General features: G+C 66.4%; 14 protein-coding genes. 8 read left to right on the top strand and 6 right to left on the bottom strand.

The window, feature by feature from the left end; translation table 11 throughout:
• Positions 1 to 19: 19 nt before the first annotated feature.
• Complete coding sequence (locus tag V9L21_RS09925) at positions 20 to 1,663, bottom strand: 3-(methylthio)propionyl-CoA ligase (RefSeq protein WP_337311376.1); 1,644 nt, start codon at positions 1,661 to 1,663, stop codon at positions 20 to 22.
• Between the two features lie 117 nt (positions 1,664 to 1,780).
• Positions 1,781 to 3,598, bottom strand: a complete 1,818-nt coding sequence (locus V9L21_RS09920) for a carboxylesterase/lipase family protein (protein WP_337311374.1) — start codon at positions 3,596 to 3,598, stop codon at positions 1,781 to 1,783.
• 150 nt (positions 3,599 to 3,748) lie between these two features.
• Here V9L21_RS09920 and V9L21_RS09915 point away from each other — a divergent pair, with 150 nt between their 5' ends.
• The 6 genes from V9L21_RS09915 (at position 3,749) to V9L21_RS09890 (ending at position 8,596) form a co-directional block, all read left to right on the top strand.
• The gene (locus tag V9L21_RS09915; protein WP_337311474.1) at positions 3,749 to 4,825 is read left to right on the top strand and encodes an AraC family transcriptional regulator; all 1,077 of its coding nucleotides are present in this window, start codon (positions 3,749 to 3,751) and stop codon (positions 4,823 to 4,825) included.
• 75 nt (positions 4,826 to 4,900) lie between these two features.
• Positions 4,901 to 6,394, top strand: coding sequence for a protein adenylyltransferase SelO (locus V9L21_RS09910; RefSeq protein WP_337311372.1), 1,494 nt, complete (start codon positions 4,901 to 4,903; stop codon positions 6,392 to 6,394).
• Entirely contained in the window at positions 6,391 to 6,801 is a 411-nt protein-coding gene (gene msrB, locus V9L21_RS09905) for a peptide-methionine (R)-S-oxide reductase MsrB (protein WP_126746383.1), read from the top strand. Before V9L21_RS09910 ends, msrB begins: the two co-directional genes overlap by 4 nt.
• A 33-nt stretch (positions 6,802 to 6,834) precedes the next feature.
• Complete coding sequence (locus V9L21_RS09900; protein ID WP_126746384.1) at positions 6,835 to 7,374, top strand: septation protein A; 540 nt, start codon at positions 6,835 to 6,837, stop codon at positions 7,372 to 7,374.
• A complete protein-coding gene (locus V9L21_RS09895) occupies positions 7,371 to 7,652 on the top strand; it encodes a BolA family protein (protein ID WP_337311368.1) in 282 nt (93 codons plus the stop codon). Before V9L21_RS09900 ends, V9L21_RS09895 begins: the two co-directional genes overlap by 4 nt.
• A 158-nt stretch (positions 7,653 to 7,810) precedes the next feature.
• Positions 7,811 to 8,596 (top strand): peptidylprolyl isomerase, encoded by a 786-nt coding sequence (locus V9L21_RS09890; RefSeq protein WP_337311367.1) that lies wholly within the window; start codon positions 7,811 to 7,813, stop codon positions 8,594 to 8,596.
• A 49-nt stretch (positions 8,597 to 8,645) separates the two neighbouring features.
• Here V9L21_RS09890 and V9L21_RS09885 read toward each other — a convergent pair whose 3' ends face one another.
• From V9L21_RS09885 to V9L21_RS09875, 3 genes are read right to left on the bottom strand one after another with little or no spacing between them, the layout of a single operon-like run.
• On the bottom strand, positions 8,646 to 9,641 hold the full coding sequence (locus V9L21_RS09885) for a Bug family tripartite tricarboxylate transporter substrate binding protein (protein ID WP_337311365.1): 996 nt from the start codon (positions 9,639 to 9,641) through the stop codon (positions 8,646 to 8,648).
• Positions 9,642 to 9,678: 37 nt separating this feature from the next.
• The gene (locus V9L21_RS09880; protein ID WP_337311363.1) at positions 9,679 to 11,046 is read right to left on the bottom strand and encodes an amidase; all 1,368 of its coding nucleotides are present in this window, start codon (positions 11,044 to 11,046) and stop codon (positions 9,679 to 9,681) included.
• Between the two features lie 17 nt (positions 11,047 to 11,063).
• Complete coding sequence (locus V9L21_RS09875; protein ID WP_337311361.1) at positions 11,064 to 11,750, bottom strand: DUF2848 domain-containing protein; 687 nt, start codon at positions 11,748 to 11,750, stop codon at positions 11,064 to 11,066.
• 118 nt (positions 11,751 to 11,868) lie between these two features.
• Between V9L21_RS09875 and V9L21_RS09870 the strand changes: the two genes are divergently transcribed.
• A complete protein-coding gene (locus V9L21_RS09870; protein WP_337311359.1) occupies positions 11,869 to 12,552 on the top strand; it encodes a GntR family transcriptional regulator in 684 nt (227 codons plus the stop codon).
• 119 nt (positions 12,553 to 12,671) lie between these two features.
• On the opposite strand, the gene purL is transcribed toward V9L21_RS09870, so the two are convergent.
• Entirely contained in the window at positions 12,672 to 16,655 is a 3,984-nt protein-coding gene (gene purL, locus V9L21_RS09865; RefSeq protein ID WP_337311473.1) for a phosphoribosylformylglycinamidine synthase, read from the bottom strand.
• 154 nt (positions 16,656 to 16,809) lie between these two features.
• Between purL and map the strand changes: the two genes are divergently transcribed.
• Entirely contained in the window at positions 16,810 to 17,634 is an 825-nt protein-coding gene (gene map, locus V9L21_RS09860) for a type I methionyl aminopeptidase (protein WP_337311357.1), read from the top strand.
• Positions 17,635 to 17,641 lie beyond the last annotated feature (7 nt).

The following is a 17,641-nucleotide window of genomic DNA, read 5'->3' as shown; positions in this document are numbered from 1 at the left end:
GTGGGTCCAGGGCGGTGCGTCAGGCGGTCGGCAGCTTGTAGTCCTTCAGCATTTCGCGCAGCCGGGTCTTCAGGATCTTTCCGGTCGCACCGATCGGAATGGCATCGACAAACACCACGTCGTCCGGCACCTGCCACTTGGCGGTCTTGCCTTCGTAGAACTTCAACAGCTCTTCGCGCGCGACCTCCGCGTTGGGCTTCTTGACCACCGCGATGATCGGCCGCTCGTCCCACTTGGGGTGATACACGCCGATGCAGGCCGCCATGGCCACGGCCGGATGCGCAACGGCGATGTTCTCGATCTCGATGGAGCTGATCCATTCGCCGCCGGACTTGATCACGTCCTTGCTGCGGTCGGTGATCTGCAGGTAGCCCTCGGCGTCGATGGTGGCAACGTCGCCGGTGGGAAACCAGCCGCGCCCCTGCTCGTCGCGAATGAGCGGGTCGCCGCCCTCGCCCTTGAAATATTCCTTCACGATCCACGGCCCCTTGACCAGCAGGTCGCCAAAGGCCTTGCCGTCCCAGGGCAGTTCCTTGCCATTGCCGTCGACGATCTTCATGTCGACGCCGAAGATGGCGCGGCCTTGCTTCATGCGGATTTGCAGCTGCGCATCGGGCGGCAGCGACAGGTGCTTGTTCTTGAGCGTGCACAGCGTGCCGAGCGGGCTCATCTCGGTCATGCCCCAGGCATGCAGCACCTCGACGTTGTACTTCTCCTGGAACGCCGTGATCATGGCCGGCGGGCAGGCCGAGCCGCCGATGACGGTGCGGTTGAGCTTGCTGAACTTCAGGCTGTTGGCCTGCATGTGGCCCAGCATCATCTGCCACACGGTGGGCACGCCGGCCGCGAAGGTCACGCCTTCGGATTCGATCAACTCGAACACCGACTTGCCGTCCAGCGCCGGGCCGGGAAACACCACCTTGCAGCCCACCAGCGCGGCCGAGTACGGAATGCCCCAGGCATTGACGTGGAACATGGGCACCACCGGCAGCACGGAGTCTTGCGCCGAAAGGCGCATCACGTCGGGCAGCGCCGCGGCGTAGGCGTGCAGCATGGTCGAACGGTGGCTGTAGAGCGCGGCCTTGGGGTTGCCCGTGGTGCCGCTCGTGTAGCACATGCTCGAGGCCGAGTTCTCGTCGAAGGTGGGCCAGTCGTACGCGGTGGGCTGCGCGCCCATCCAGCCTTCGTAGCTCACGAGGTTGGGAATGCCGCTGTCTGCGGGGAGCTTGTCTGCGTCACACAGTGCAATCCATTTCCGGATGGTGGTGCACTTGGCATGCACAGCCTGCACTAGCGGCAAAAAGCTCAGGTCGAAGCACAGGATCTGGTCTTCGGCGTGGTTGGCGATCCATGCGATCTGGTCGGGGTGCAGGCGCGGGTTGATGGTGTGCAGCACGCGGCCGCTGCCGCTCACCCCGTAGTACAGCTCCAGGTGGCGGTAGCCGTTCCAGGCCAGCGTGGCGATGCGGTCGCTGAACAGCAGCTGCTCGCCGTCCAGCGCGTTGGCCACCTGCCGCGCACGCGATGCGATGCCGCCCCACGTCGTGCGGTGGATGTCGCCCTCTACCCGGCGCGAGACGATCTCGCCATCGCCGTTGTGGCGCTCGACGAACTCGATCAGCGACGAGATCAAAAGCGGTTGGTCTTGCATCAAACCCAGCATCTACGGACTCCTAAAGGAAATGACTTCATGAAAGCTTGCAAAGCACAGATTCACGCAAGCTTCGGCCGCTTCCACAATGACACAAACCCGCACTGCTGAATGGAACGAAGCGCCTCATCAAGGTGCGTTCACCGGCGTGATTCTGGCGGCCGTGGGCGTTGCGTCGAGCAACAGCTGCGAAGGCCATGTCCCCCAGGTGACGCCAAGTTCGGGCGTGTTCGGATCGCCCTTGCGTAGGAAGGCACCCACGCTCGCCATCACGGCGCTGGAAAGCGCGAGCCGGCCTGGCTGGTTGGCCTTGCCGCCCATCACGCTGCTGAGCAGCGAGCCGCTGAAGTTGCCGAAGACGAACGGCAGGTCAAATGCGTGCGCCGCGCCGTACACGTCGTTCCACGGCGGTGCCTCCTGCGCCCAGTCGAGGCGGTAGTGCCAGATGTTCGGCTGGCGCGTCTTCATCGTGTTGAGCAGGTTGTCTCGGCTCGCGCCGAAAAGCCCTTGGGTGATGACGTCGGTGGCCGCGTTGTAGCCCGTGCCCGGCCTGTCTACCGGAAGGTAGGACGCATCGATGATGTCGGCCACGGTGAGCGCGGACGGCGCGTCGGGGTCGAAACTGAACATCATCGAGAAGCGCTGCGCATCGGTCACGATCCAGCCCGGCTTCGGAAAGCCGATGGTGCCCAGCAGCGAGGCGAAGAGCTTGCCCTCGTCGCGCGTATTGCCCGCGAGCATGGGCACCTTGTTGTACTGGTCGGCCGCAATGGCGCCGATCGGATCGACCGGCAGCACCGTGCCGTCCGGAATGGGGGCGACCGAGCCCAGCCCGGCGGCAACCACCTTGGTGAGCAGTGCCCCGCCCTCCTGCGCCCTCATGTAGTCGGCAATTTGCGCCGGCGTGCGGGTGGCGATGTAGGTCTTGGCCGCGGCGGCATCAGCCACGGTGCCGTCGGCAACGAGCAGTCTCTCCAGGATCGCCTGGCCCTGCGCGAGCGAGGCCGACGCCGGGGCCAGCGTGGGGAGCGTACCGGGCGGCAAGTTGCTCGCAAGCGAAATGCCGCCGCTCATCTCGAAGGCCTTGTGGAACAGCCCCTTGGCCATGGGCGAGGTCATGACCGCCAGCAGGTTGGTGGCGCCGGCCGACTCGCCCGAAAGCGTGACGTTGGCCGCGTCGCCGCCGAAGCTCGCGGCGTTGCTCCGGATGAAGCGCAGCGCCGCCATGATGTCGAGCAGCGCAAAGTTGCCCGAATCGTCGCCCGCCGTGCCGCCCGGGCGCAGCTGCGGCATGTTGATGAAACCCAGAATGCCCAGGCGGTAGCTGGTGGTGATGACCACTGCGTTGGCGGCCTTCGCCAGCGCCGCGCCGTCGTACAGGGGATCGGCCGTGTAGCCCGAGATGTTGCTGCCGCCGTGCACAAACAGCAGCACGGGCAGGTTCTTCTCTTCGGTGGCCGGGCGCCAGATATTGACGAACAGGCAGTCTTCGCTGCCGACCGGCTTGCCCAGGTTGGTGCCGACAGTCGCGTCGAAGGTGTTGTTGGTGCCAGGGCTGAAGAGCCGGCCGATCTGCAGGCACGAATTGCCGAATTGCGTGGCCGGGCGGATGCCGCTCCAGGCTTCGGGCTCGACCGGCGCGCGCCAGCGCAGCGCGCCGACCGGCGGCTGGGCGAACGGAATGCCCTTCCAGAACCAGGTGCCCGTGCGAGCGCTGTCATCCACGCCCTCGATCTTGCCGGCGGTGGTCGTGCGCACCATGGGCCCATCGGCGGGTGGAGGCGGCGGCGCTGCGGGAGCGGTCGGGGTGAACGAGAAACCGCCGCCGGAGCCGCCGCCGCAAGCGGAAAGCGCGATGCAGGCTGTGATCGCTACCGCTTGCGCGGCGGTTCTTGCCGCGTTGTGCAGGGTTGCGCCCCGGACTTCCGTTGTCTCTGCCGTGTTCATTGTTTGTCTCCACACCGGGTTAATCGGAATGACTCCATCGGTGTCCGCCCGCCATACTCCGCCGGGCTGGATCCGCCAGAAAATTCTAGGAACCGGCTGCGTTTTCCCCGCTATCGCAAGCGAGCCAATTCAATGACTTCAGGAGCCTCCATGCCGCATGCCCAGCGCCGCCCGCAACGCCGGCCGGGGTGCGCAGCGCAGCCGGAACTTCGAACCAGCTCGGCCGCGTGGCTCGAAGGCGTGCTCTCGATGTTTGCGGCCGAAGGGCTGGACGTGGTCTCGCTGCTGCGCGAAGCCGGCTTCGACCCGGATTCCCTGCACCGGCAGAACGCGCGCATCCCGGTCGACGAAGTCTCCGTGCTGTGGCAGCTGGCCGTGGCGCGTGCCGGCAAGCCCACGCTGGGCCTGCACCGCGACCTTGCCGCGACGCACAGCAAGCTCGGCACGGTGGGCCACGCCATGTCGTGCAGCGCCGATCTGAGCGAGGCGCTCAACCGGCTCACGCGCTACATGGCCGTGATTTCGGACGCAACCGCCTTCTCGATGCAGCCGGAGGCACGCGGCGCCTGGATGGTGATGGAGCACACCGGCGGCAGCCTGCCGATTCCGCGCCAGCGCGTCGAGTACGCACTGCTCACCGTTTTCATGCAGTGCCAGTGGCTCACCCGGCGCGAGCTGCAGCCGTTGGCCCTCGAGTTCGTCTACCCGCCACCGGCCGATGACCGCCTGCACCGCGAGGCCTTCGGCTGCCCGATTCGCTACAACGCGCCGGCCAACCGCCTGCTGCTGTCGACGGCCGACTTGTCCATGCCGCTGCCCACCTACCACCCCACCCTGGGCGAGATGCAGGAGCACTTGCTGGACGAGCAGCTGAACCTGCTGGGCCAGACCACCACCAGCACCCTGGTGTGCGCCGAAATCGCGCGCCGCCTGCCCCATGGCGAGCCGCGCCGGCAGGACGTGGCCGCCGGCCTTGGGCTGGCGGAGCGCACGCTGCAGCGGCGGCTGCAGGAAGAGTCGGTGTCTTTCCAGGCGCTGCTCGACCGCACCCGCCGCGAGCTGGCGCAGCAGTACCTGGCCGAAGACCGCCACACGCTCACCGACGTGGCCGACATGCTCGGCTTTGTCGACAGCAGCAACTTCTTTCGCGCCTGCAAACGCTGGTTCGGGCTGCCGCCCGCCCAGTACCGGGCGCGCATCTGGGACACGCCGGCGCTTGCCCACTGAGGAGGCTTGAGCGGATTCGCGTTTGCCGATGGCCCGCGCCGCAAGGGGTCTCATGCTCTGCCGGACAATCCGGGCATGAGCTTGCTTGCTGAAGACACGGCCGCCGCCGACCTGGGGGTGCGCTGGAAACCCGGGTTCCGGGCACTGGGCCCCGCCTTTCTTACCGACCTGCGGCCGACGCCGCTGCCCGATCCCTACTGGGTCGGCCACAGCGACGCGGTGGCCGGCTTGCTGGGTTTGCCCGCCGATTGGCGGCAATCGGACAGCACGCTGGCGGCCCTGACCGGCAGCCTGCCCGTCGCCGGCACCCAGCCTTTCGCCACCGTGTACAGCGGCCACCAATTCGGCGTGTGGGCCGGGCAGCTTGGCGATGGCCGCGCGATCATGCTCGGCGAAACCGAGGGCGGCCTGGAAGTGCAACTCAAGGGCGCGGGCCGCACGCCCTACTCGCGCGGCGGCGACGGCCGCGCCGTGCTGCGCTCCAGCATCCGCGAATTCCTTTGCAGCGAGGCAATGCACGGCCTTGGCATTCCCACGACGCGCGCCTTGTGCGTCACCGGCTCCGACGCGCGCGTGTACCGCGAAGAGCCCGAGAGCGCGGCCGTCGTGACCCGGGTGGCACCCAGCTTCATCCGCTTCGGCCACTTCGAACACTTTGCGGCCAACCAGCGCGATGCTGAACTGCGTGCGCTGGCCGACTACGTCATCGACCGCTACTACCCGGCGTGCCGCACGACCGACCGCTTCGGCGGCAATGCCTACGCGGCTTTCCTGGAAGCCGTGAGCGAGCGCACCGCCGCGCTGCTGGCGCAGTGGCAGGCCGTCGGCTTTTGCCATGGCGTGATGAACACCGACAACATGAGCATCCTGGGGCTCACCATCGACTATGGGCCGTTCCAGTTTCTGGACGGCTTCGATCCGCGCCATATCTGCAACCACAGCGACACCAGCGGGCGCTACGCCTTCAACCAGCAGCCCAACGTGGCCTACTGGAACCTGTTCTGCCTGGCGCAGGCGCTGCTGCCGCTGATCGCCGACCAGGAGGTTGCCGTGGCCGCGCTGGAGTCTTACAAGACGGTGTTCCCGCGCGAGTTCGAAGGCCGCATGCGTGCCAAGCTCGGGCTCGCCGATTCGGCCGATGGCGACCGTGCGCTCATCGAGGGCGTGCTGAAGCTCCTGGCCGCCGAAAAGGTCGACTACACAATCTTCTGGCGCCGCCTTTCGCAGCACATGGCGGACGGCAATGCCGAACCTGTGCGCGACCTCTTCCTGGACCGCGCCGGCTTCGATGCGTGGTTGCTATCGTTTTCGGAGCGGCATGCAAAGACGCCATCGACGGGCCAACGCTCGGAAGCTGCCGATTTGATGCTCAAATCCAACGCCAGATTCGTGCTGCGGAACCACCTGGGCCAGCAAGCCATCGAAGCGGCTGCGCAGAAGGACTTCTCGGATGTGGCAACCTTGCTGAACCTGCTCGAAACCCCATTTGAAGAACATCCCGGTGCCGACGCTTACGCCGGCTTCCCGCCCGACTGGGCCTCCACGATCGAAATCAGCTGCTCATCATGACCGCACCCATCCAGAAAACCGATGCCGAATGGAAAGCACTGCTCGCTGAAAAAGGCGCGGAGCCCGCGGCCTTCGAAGTGACGCGCCACGCGGCCACCGAGCGCCCCTTCACCGGCAAGTACGAGGCGCACTGGGAAGACGGCACCTACCACTGCATCTGCTGCGGCGCCAAGCTGTTCGAGGCGTCGACCAAGTTCGACGCCGGTTGCGGCTGGCCCAGTTTCTCGGAAGAAGCCGTGCCGGGCGCCATCAAGAACATCGTCGACCGTTCGCACGGCATGGTGCGCACCGAAAACGTCTGCGCGAATTGCGGCGCCCACCTGGGCCACGTGTTCCCCGACGGCCCGACCGAAACCGGCTTGCGCTACTGCATGAACTCGGCTTCGCTCGATTTCCAGAAGAAATAACCGAACAAACCACCACAGGCTCCCGCCCAGCGCATGAAACTGCTCCTCGACTTCTTTCCGATCCTGCTGTTCTTCGGCGCCTACAAGCTGGGCGACATCTACACCGCCACCGCCGTGCTCATGGGCGCCACCGTGGTGCAGATGGGCATCATCTATGCCACCGAGCGCAAGCTGCAGGCCATGCAGAAGGCCACGCTGGTGCTGATCCTGCTGTTCGGCACGCTCACGCTGGTGCTGCATGACGACCGCTTCATCAAGTGGAAGCCCACGGTGCTCTACGGCGCAATGGCCGTGGCGCTGGCGGTGGCGCTCTGGGCGCTGAAGAAGAACTTCCTGAAAATGCTGCTGGGCTCGCAGCTGCAGCTGCCCGACCGCATCTGGAGCCGCCTGAACGTGGCGTGGATCGGCTACTGCCTTTTCATGGCCCTCATCAATGCCTACGTGGCGGCGTACTTCACCACCGAGGCCTGGGTCAACTTCAAGCTTTGGGGCTATGTGTTCCCCATCGTCTTCCTGGTGGCGCAGGGCCTGTATATCTCGCCGCACCTCAAGAGCGACGAGCCCACGGCATGAGCGCCGCCGCGACCCACCCGCTGCCGACGGCAGAGGCCCTCGAGGCGGTGCTGCGCCAGAAGCTGCAGCCCACCACGCTGGAGGTGATCGACGAGAGCAGCGCCCACGCCGGCCATGCGGGCGCCAACGCAGAGGGCTACGGCACCCACTTCCGGGTTCGCATTGCCTCCCCACTGTTCGAAGGGAAGCCCCGCGTGGCGCGCCATCGCCTTGTGTATGATGCCCTCCAAGTTTTTATCGCGCAGGGTCTGCACGCCATCGCCATCGAGGTGCTCTGAGTCGTTCGATCGATCACCGGGTCGATCAAATGCCACGCGGCTTTCGCCGCGGCGGCTCCGCCCTCCTCATTTCCCTTTTGGTTCTTTCGTCTTTCCCGCTTTTTCCACGCGCTTTTTTTCTACACGCGCATTTTCCCATCCAGCCTGATATTCATTCCATGAAAAAACAAATCTTGACGGCCGTTGCGGCCGCAGCGCTGCTCGGTGCGATTCCCCTGGCGGCAGTGGCGCAGAACGCAGCCATCGTCAACGGCAAGCCCGTGCCCAAGGCGCGCATGGACGTGCTGGCGCAGCAACTGGCGGCCGCCGGCCGGCCCGTCACGCCGGAAATGCAAGGCCAGCTGCGCGAAGAAATCGTCGCGCGCGAGGTGTTCATGCAAGAAGCGCAGAAGCAAGGTCTGGACGCGACCGATGACTACCGGAACCAGCTCGAGCTCGCACGCCAGGCCATCCTGATCCGCGCGCTGTTCGAAAACTACCGCAAGACCAACGCCGTGTCGGAAGCCGACATCAAGGCCGAATACGACAAGTTCGTGGCGGCCAATGGCGGCAAGGAATTCAAGGCCCGCCACATCCTGGTCGAGACCGAAGACCAGGCCAAGAAGATCATGGCCGACCTGAAGAAGGGCGCCAAGTTCGAAGACATCGCCAAGAAGCAGAGCAAGGACCCGGGTTCGGGCGCCAACGGCGGCGACCTCGACTGGGCCAACCCCTCCAGCTTCGTGCCCGAGTTCTCCGAAGCGATGATCAAGCTCAAGAAGGGCGAAACCACCGCAACGCCCGTCAAGACGCAGTTCGGCTACCACATCATCCGCGTGGACGACATCCGCCAGGCACAACTGCCGAAGATGGAAGAAGTGCAGCCGCAAATCACGCAGCAGCTGCAGCAGCAACGCCTGCAGAAGTACCAGGAAGAGCTGCGTGCGAAGGCCAAGGTCGAGTAAGCCTGCGGCCATTGCATCAGAAAAAAGCCCCGCGGTCGCGGGGCTTTTTTTATTGCGGCGTGATGTCGAAGTCTTTCACGAACCGGGCGTAGTCGTCCGACTCCTTGCGCACGAAGCCCGTGAAGTCCGGCGCCGAGCCACCGATGACTTCGAGACTGAGGTCGGCGAGCTGCTTCTGCGTGTCGGCATTCTTGAGCAGCGCCTGCACTTGCTCGTTGAGCTTGGCGATGATCGGTGCCGGGGTTCCGGCCGGCGCCACCAGGCCGACCCAGCCCATGAACCTGTAGCCCGGCACGCCGGACTCGGCCACCGTCGGCACCTCGGGCAAGGTCGGAACGCGCTTGTCGCCCGTCACCGCCAGCGCCTTCAGCTTGCCGCTCTTGGCATAGGGCACCGCGGTCGGCGAGGTTTCGAACATCAGGTCGATCTGGCCGCCGATCAGGTCGGACAGTGCGGGCGCCCCGCCCTTGTAGGCGACGTTGAGCAGATCGGTGCCGGTCATGCGCATGAAGCGGCGCGCGGCCACGTCCTGCGGGCCGCCCACGCCCGAGGTGCCGACGCTGAGCTTGCCGGGGTTGGCCTTGGCGTAGGCCACCAGCTCGCTGACATTCTTGAACGACCACTTGGGATTCATGATGAGCACGTTGGGCTGGTCGGCCACGCGGATTACGGGCGCCAGGTCCTTGATCGGGTCGTAGGGCAGCTTGGCGAACATGTGGGCGTTGGAGGCCAGGCCGGTGTGCACCATCAGCAGGGTGTAGCCGTCCTTGGGTGCCTTGGCGACGTAGTCCATGCCGATGTTTCCGCTGGCGCCGGGACGGTTGTCCACCAGCACGGGCTGGCCCAGGGCCGTCGAGAGCTTCTGGCCAACCAGGCGCGCCGTCATGTCGATGCTGCCGCCCGGCGGGAACGGCACCACCATGCGGATCGACTTGGACGGATAGGCGTCCTGCGCATGGGCCGCAGGCACGATGCCCGCCAGGCCGGCGGCAAGGCACGCGAACGAGACGAATGAGCCGAACGGGAAACGAAAACGCTTGTTCATGGAGTTCTCCGGGGTTTCTTGAGGGTTGGCAGATGGGTCAATCGGCGGTGGCGCGCAGGGCGCGTTCGATGTCGGTGGCCCAGGCGAGCAATGCGGCATCGCGCATCGGCAGGCCTGCAAGGCTCAGGCCTACGGGCGCTTCGCCGGCCGCGTGGCAGGGCAAGGAGATGGCGCAGCCGTCCATGAAGTTGACGATGGAGGGGTTGCGCAGCATCGCGGCGTTGGCGGTGAAGTACTGCGCCTCGTCGGCTTCGAGGGCTTCGATGCGCGGTGCCACGAGCGGCACGGTCGGCATGAGCCAGCCATCGAATTCGCCCAGGCGCGCGGCTACGCGGTGCTGCCAGTCGGCCCGCTGCGCCTGCAGCGTGAGGTAGGCCCGCGCCGTGAAGTCCTTGCCGCGCAGGATGCGGCTGATCACGCGCGGGTCGTAGCCGCTGCCGCTGCGTTCGATCAGCTCGGCGTGCCACGCCCATGACTCGGCGGCGCTGAAGCCGCCCGCGGCATTGATGGCGGCGAGCTCGTCGAACTCGGGCACCGCCAGCTCGACCAGCTGTGCGCCGGCGGCCGAGAGGCACTGCAGCGCTCTTTGGAACGTTGCAGCGACGTGTGCGTCCATGCCGTCCTGCACCAAGGTGGTCGGCACCGCGAAGCGCGCTTGCCGCAGGCGCTGCGGTCGGGGCATTTCAGACGCACCTGACACACCGGACAGCACCGCATCCATTGCCGCGCAGCCGGCCACGTCGAGGGCCATCACGCCCACCGCGTCGAGGCTGTGCGACAGCGGCACGAGCCCGGTACCCGGCATGCGCCGCGCCGTCGGCTTGAAGCCGGTGATGCCGCACAGCGCCGCCGGAATGCGTGCCGAGCCACCGGTGTCGCTGCCTACGCTCGCAACGCACATGCCGTCGGCCACAGCCACGGCCGCGCCCGAAGACGAGCCGCCGGGAATGCGCCGTTCGCCGCGCTGCCACGGATTGGCCGGCGTCCCGTAGTGCGGGTTGAGGCCAAGGCCGGAGTACGCGAACTCCGTCATGTTGGTCTTGCCGACCACCACCGCACCCGCCGAAAGCAGGCGCTGCACGGCCTCGGCGTCATGCGCGGCGGGTGGCGTATCGCGCAGCACGACGGAGCCGGCGGTCGTTGTTTCGCCGGCCACGTCGAACAAGTCCTTCACCGACACCGGCAGGCCTTCGAGCGGCGAGCGCATGAAGCCGGCTTTGCGCAGGCTGTCGGAGGCGCGCGCCAGGTGCTGGGCGCGGTCTGCCAGCACACGGGTGAAGGTGCGCGCGCCCTCACCGGAAGGGTCGGCGATGCGTTGCAGCGCCGATGCAGTCAGCTCGGCGGAGGTGATGCTGCCCGCGGCCAGTTCGGCGCGGGCCACTTCGAGGGAGATCGCGGCAGGCATGTGCGGTCCCTTGCGTGTCAGGCGACGACCGGCAGCGAAACCGCGCGGTACTCGTGCGCGATGCGGCGGCCAGTGTGCCCGTCCACCAGCTCCATGCGAAAACGCGCGGCCGGACGAATGCCGCCGATGGCGCCGACGGTGCCGCAGGTCATCGCGAAGCCGTCCGACGGCTCGCCATCGGCCGCTGCGCAGCGCGCCAGCAGATCGGCCGGGGGGCGCAACGCGGCCAGCGTGCCTTCCTGGTACAGGCGCCATTCGCCGCCCTCCTCGATCCACGAACGCAGCACCAGCGTGTCCCAGCGGTCTTGCACGTCCGCCAGCCGCCAGGCACTGCGAGCCACCGGCTTGGCGCAGATCTGCTTGGAGAGCGCCACGCTGTGCGCTTCGAGGGCGCGGTCGGTGTGGTCCGAGCCGATCGAAACGAAGAACTCGCCCTCGTGCAGGAACAGCAGCGGCTCGACCTCGCCTGAGGTGTCGGCCCCGACCACCTGCACCGCGTCGGCCTGGCTCAGTTGCTGGGTGGCGACCCGGTAGAAGAGCGGCACGGCGCTGGGCGCCGGCACGCCGAGTTCGGCGAGTTCCTCGATATGGTGCTCGATGGCGGCGGTGTCGCGCCCGGTCCAACCGGCGACGACGAGGTGCCGGGCTTCGAAGTCGAGCGTTCGCGGGGCGCTTCCCTCGGGAAGTTCGAAAGACAGTTTCATGTGGCCTTGTTGAAGTTTCAGTGAAATTTCACAATGATATTACAGTGAGTTCACAAAAACTTCAAAGAGATTTGCCGCGGGTACCATCAGCAACCCCAACCATGACCACCGCGCGCCGATGAAAGCAGCCACGCCCGCCCGCAAAAGCCCCGCCCGGCGGCCCGAAGCAGCCATTTCCCTGAACGAGACCGCCTACCTGCGCCTGAAGGAAGCCCTGGTGACCCTGGCCTACAAGCCCGGGGAGTACCTGAACACCGCCCAGGTGATGGAGCGGCTGGGCGTGGGCCGCACGCCGGTCAACCAGGCGCTGCACCGCCTGTCGGCCGAGGGCCTGGTCCACATCATTCCGCGCAAGGGCGCGATGGCCTCGCCGCTGTCGATCAACGACGCGCTGGAACTCATCGAGGTCCGGCTGGTGAACGAAGTGCTGTGCATGCGCCTGGCCGCGGCGGCCATCACGGAGGCTGAGTTGGCCGAACTGCAGGCCATCGCCGAGCAGTTCGAGGCCGCAGCGCAGCGGCGCGATGCAATGTCGGTCATGAACCTCGACCGGCTCTTCCACGAAAAAATTGCGGCGGCGGCGCGCAACGCGATGCTGCAGGACATCCTGAGCGTGCTGCATGCCCGCTCGCAGCGCTTCTGGGCGATTTCACTGGCTGCCGAGGGACATCTGGCGGAGGTGATCGAGGAGCACCGCACCATCGTCGCTGCGCTGCAGCGGCGCGATGCCGAAGCGGCGGCCGAAGCGGCAAGGACGCATGTGCTGTCGTTCAAGGTGTCGATGCTGAACAGCCAGCGCTGACCGGCAGCGCTTCAGGCGCCATTCCCCAGGAAAAATGCCCTCCAGACCAGGTCTGGAGGGCATTTCTTTTGACCCCATTCAGGCCGCCTGCACGGCCTGACTGTGGCCGCGCCGACCGATCACCCCACCCACTTGCGCGCGTTGCGCCAGATCTGCATCCAGGGGCTGAGCTCGCTCCGGTCGCCCGGCGTCCAGCTCATCTGGATGTTGCGGAACACGCGTTCCGGGTGCGGCATCACGGCGGTAAAACGGCCATCCGGCGTGGTCACCGAGGTCAGGCCGCCCGCGCTGCCGTTCGGGTTGAACGGGTATTGCTCGGTAGGCTTGCCGTGGTTGTCCACGAAGCGCATGGCCGCAATGGCCTTGGCGGCATCGCCGCGGTGCTTGAAGTTGGCATAGCCCTCACCGTGCGCCACGGCAATCGGCAGGCGGCTGCCGGCCATGCCCGCGAAGAAGATGCTGGGAGACTCGAGCACCTCGACCATCGACAGGCGCGCTTCGAAGCGTTCGCTCTGGTTGGTAGTGAAGCGCGGCCAGGCTTCGGCGCCCGGGATGATGTCGGCCAGCTCGGCGAACATCTGGCAGCCGTTGCACACGCCGAGGCCAAAGGTGTCTTCGCGGCCGAAGAAGGACTTGAACTGTTCGGCGAGCTTCGGATTGAAGGTGATGCTGCGCGCCCAGCCGATGCCCGCGCCCAGGGTGTCGCCGTAGCTGAAGCCGCCGCACGCGACCACGCCCTTGAAGTTGGCGAGGTCCGCCCTGCCTGTCTGCAGGTCGGTCATGTGGACGTCGTAGGCCTCGAAACCCGCCTCGGTGAAGGCGTAGGCCATTTCGACATGCGAGTTGACGCCCTGCTCGCGCAGGATGGCGACCTTGGGGCGGTGCTGAAGGATGGCGGGGGCGTTGAGGCTGCTGCCCTCACCCGGAGGCAGAGGGAGAAATACGTGCATGCCGGGGTCTGAAGGCTCTCCGGCTGCGGCGTGCTCGGCATCGGCGCAGGCGGGGTTGTCGCGCTCGCGGGCGATCTTCCAGCTGACGGAGTCCCACACCTGGTGCAGGTCGTGCAGGCTGGCGCTGAACACCGACTTGGCATCGCGCCAGACTTCGATCTTGCCTTTGCCCGCCTCCATGGTCGAACTGGCCGGACGCGTCTTGCCGACGAAGTGGCTGTGCGCGCTGAGGCCATGGGCGCGCAGCACCTGCATCACGTCGTTGCGCTCGGCCGTGCGCACCTGCAGCAGCATGCCGAGTTCTTCGTTGAACAGCGCCTTGAGCGTGAGCTCCTCACGCCGCGCGCTGACCTGCTGCGCCCAGTTCTTGGCGTCGCCGGTTTCCATGCGGCTGTCGGAAATGCCGTCGCCTTCGGTGACCAGCATGTCGACATTGAGCGCCACGCCCACATGGCCGGCAAAGGCCATTTCGCAGGCGGTGGCGAACAGGCCGCCATCGCTGCGGTCGTGCATGGCGAGGATCTTGCCGTCGGCGCGCAGTGCGTTCACGGCATTCACCAGCGCCACGAGCTGGGCCGGATCGTCGAGATCGGGCACGGTGTCGCCGCTCTGGCCGAGCGTTTGCGCGAGGATGCTGCCGGCCATGCGGTGCTGGCCGCGGCCCAGGTCGACGAGCACGAGCGTGGTGTCGGCCTCTTGCGCATCGAGTTGGGGCGTGAGCGTGCCGCGCACGTCGGCCAGCGTTGCGAACGCGGTCACGATCAGGCTGACGGGAGAAGTGACCTTCTTGGCTTCGCCATCGTCGTTCCATTGCGTGCGCATCGACAGCGAATCCTTGCCGACCGGAATCGACACACCCAGTGCCGGGCACAGCTCCAGGCCCACGGCCTTGACGGTTTCATACAGCGCGGCGTCTTCGCCTGGCTCGCCGCAGGCCGCCATCCAGTTGGCCGAGAGCTTCACGCGCGAGAGTTCGATGGGCGCGGCCAGCAGGTTGGTAATGGCTTCTGCCACCGCCATGCGGCCCGAGGCCGGTGCGTCGAGCGCGGCCAGCGGCGTGCGTTCGCCCATGCTCATGGCTTCGCCCGCAAAGCCCTTGTAGTCCGCCAGCGTCACGGCGCAATCGGCCACGGGCACCTGCCACGGGCCGACCATCTGGTCGCGATGGCTCAGGCCGCCCACGGTGCGGTCGCCGATGGTGATCAGGAAGCGCTTGGAGGCGACGGTCGGGTGCGAGAGCACGTCGATCGCAGCCTTCTGCAGATCGACGCCGGTCAGGTCGAGCGGCTTGAAGCTGCGCGCGACGGTCTTCACGTCGCGATGCATCTTGGGCGGCTTGCCGAGCAGCACGTCCATGGGCATGTCGACCGGCTGTACCGCGGCGCCTTCGTCGGCCACCAGCAGTTGGCGCTCTTCGGTTGCCACGCCCACCACCGAGAACGGGCAGCGTTCGCGCTCGCAGAAAGCCTTGAACTGCTCGAGCGATTCCGGCGCGATGGCCAGCACGTAGCGCTCCTGGCTTTCGTTGCACCAGATTTCCTTGGGCGCCATGCCCGATTCTTCGAGCGGCACCGCGCGCAGATCGAAGCGCGCGCCGCGGCCGGCGTCGTTGGTCAGCTCAGGAAAGGCGTTGCTCAGGCCGCCTGCGCCCACGTCGTGGATCGCGAGAATCGGGTTGGCCGCGCCCTGCTGCCAGCAGTGGTTGATGACCTCTTGCGCACGGCGTTCGATTTCGGGGTTGCCGCGCTGCACCGAGTCGAAGTCGAGCTCGGCTGCGTTGGCGCCGGTCGCCATCGAACTCGCAGCGCTGCCGCCCATGCCGATGCGCATGCCGGGGCCGCCGAGCTGAATGAGCAGCGAGCCGGCCGGGAACTGGATCTTCTTGGTTTGCGTGGCGTCGATGCTGCCAAGGCCGCCCGCGATCATGATGGGCTTGTGATAGCCGCGCTGCACGGTATCGATGTCGCTCGCCACCGTTTGCTCGTATTCGCGGAAGTAGCCCAGCAGGTTGGGCCGGCCGAATTCGTTGTTGAACGCGGCGCCGCCCAGCGGGCCCTCGGTCATGATCTGCAGCGGGCTGGCAATGTGCTCGGGCTTGCCGTAGTGGCCCTCTTCGGGCCAGAGCTTCGATACCGTGAAGCCGGTCAAGCCCGCCTTGGGCTTGGAGCCGCGGCCGGTGGCGCCTTCGTCGCGGATCTCGCCGCCGGCACCGGTGGAGGCGCCGGGGAACGGCGAGATGGCGGTCGGATGGTTGTGCGTCTCGACCTTCATCAGCACATGGCTCAGCGCGCTATCTTTTTGATAGCCCTGCGAACCCGAAGCCGGGATGAAGCGCTCGACGGTCGTGCCCTCCATGACCGAGGCGTTGTCCGCGTAGGCAACCACCGTGTGCTGCGGGTTCTGCTTTTCGGTGTGGCGAATCATCGAGAACAGGCTTTGGGGCTGTGCCTTGCCGTCGATGGTGAACTGGGCATTGAAGATCTTGTGGCGGCAGTGCTCGCTGTTGGCCTGCGCGAACATCATCAGTTCGACGTCGCTCGGATTGCGCCCGAGCCGGGTGAAGGCATCGACCAGGTAGTCGATCTCGTCTTCGGCCAGCGCCAGGCCAAAACCCGTGTTGGCCGCCACCAGCGCGGCACGGCCGCCGCCCTGCACGTCAACCAGCGCCATCGGCTGGGCCGGCAGTTCGCTGAAGAGGCTCGCGGCCTGCTCGACGGTGGCAAGCACCGATTCGGTCATGCGGTCGTGCAGCGGGCCTGCCACGGCGGCGAGCGTGTCGCCTTCCAGCACGGGCGCCTTGCCGATCAGCGGGGCCTTGAGCTTCAGGTGGTATTGCGTCACGCGCTCGACCCGGCGCAGCGCAAGGCCGCAGTTGTGGGCGATGTCGGTGGCCTTGGAGGCCCAGGGCGACACGGTGCCCAGGCGGGGCGTGACGACCACCGAGGTGGCTGCCTTGGCCGGTGCCTCGAAGGGCTCGCCGTAGGTCAGCAGCGCGGCAAAGCGGTCGTGCTCGGCAGCGCTCAGCGCCGCGTCGGTGACCACCAGGTGCACGAAGCGGGCTGAAATGCCCTCGATGCGCGGCTCGACGGCCTGCAGCTTGGGCAGCAGCTGCCGCGCGCGGAAATCGCTGAGTGCGCTGCCGCCCTCGAACATGGTTACGACAGGAAGGGCTTGGGATGCGGGCTGCGTCACGGTCGATGGGGCCTTGGGGCCGCGTTGGGAATCAAAGAATCGAGGCGGAAGACCGCTGACTGGGGTCATCCGCGTTAACCCGGAATTTTAGCTTGCTGAATGGGATAATTCCGGGATGAGCATTACCTACAAAGACGCAGCGGGCATCGCAGCCATGCGCGTCGCCTGCCGCCTGGCCTCCGAGGTGCTGGACTACCTCACGCCGTTCATCAAGCCGGGCATCACCACGAACGAAATCGACCGGCTCGCCGCCGAATACATGGTCAAGCAGGGCACCACCTCGGCCACGGTGGGCTACATGGGCGCCAGCAGCGTGCCCTTTCCGAAGTCTCTCTGCACCTCGGTCAACCACGTGGTCTGCCACGGCATTCCGAATGACAAGCCCTTGAAGAAGGGCGACATCATGAACGTCGACGTCACGGTGGTGAAGGACGGCTGGTTTGGCGACAACAGCCGCATGTACATCATCGGCGACGCTTCCATTGCGGCCAAGCGGCTGTGCAGCATCACCTTCGAAGCCATGTGGCACGGCATTCTGCAAGTGCGCCCGGGCGCCCACCTGGGCGACATCGGCTACGCCATCCAGAAATTTGCCGAAGGCCACGGTTTTTCCGTCGTGCGCGAGTTCTGCGGCCACGGCGTGGGCCAGCGTTTCCACGAAGAACCGCAGGTGCTGCACTACGGCCGCCCGGGCACGCTCGAAGAACTCAAGCCCGGCATGATCTTCACCATCGAACCGATGATCAATGCCGGCAAGCGCGACGTGAAGGAAGACTTCAAGGGCGGCCAATACGACGGCTGGACCATCGTCACGCGCGACCATTCGCTCTCGGCGCAATGGGAGCACACGGTGCTGGTCACCGAAACGGGCTACGAGGTGCTCACGCTGTCTGAAGGCAGCCCGCCCCTGCCCTCCTTCGTCACCTCCACGAAAACGTGAGCCGTGC

It is taken from the genome of Variovorax sp. CCNWLW235 (genome assembly GCF_037204085.1).
Classification (GTDB): domain Bacteria; phylum Pseudomonadota; class Gammaproteobacteria; order Burkholderiales; family Burkholderiaceae_C; genus Variovorax.
The sequence above is the reverse complement of the archived record's forward strand: the minus strand, read 5'-3'. Positions and strand labels throughout refer to the sequence as shown.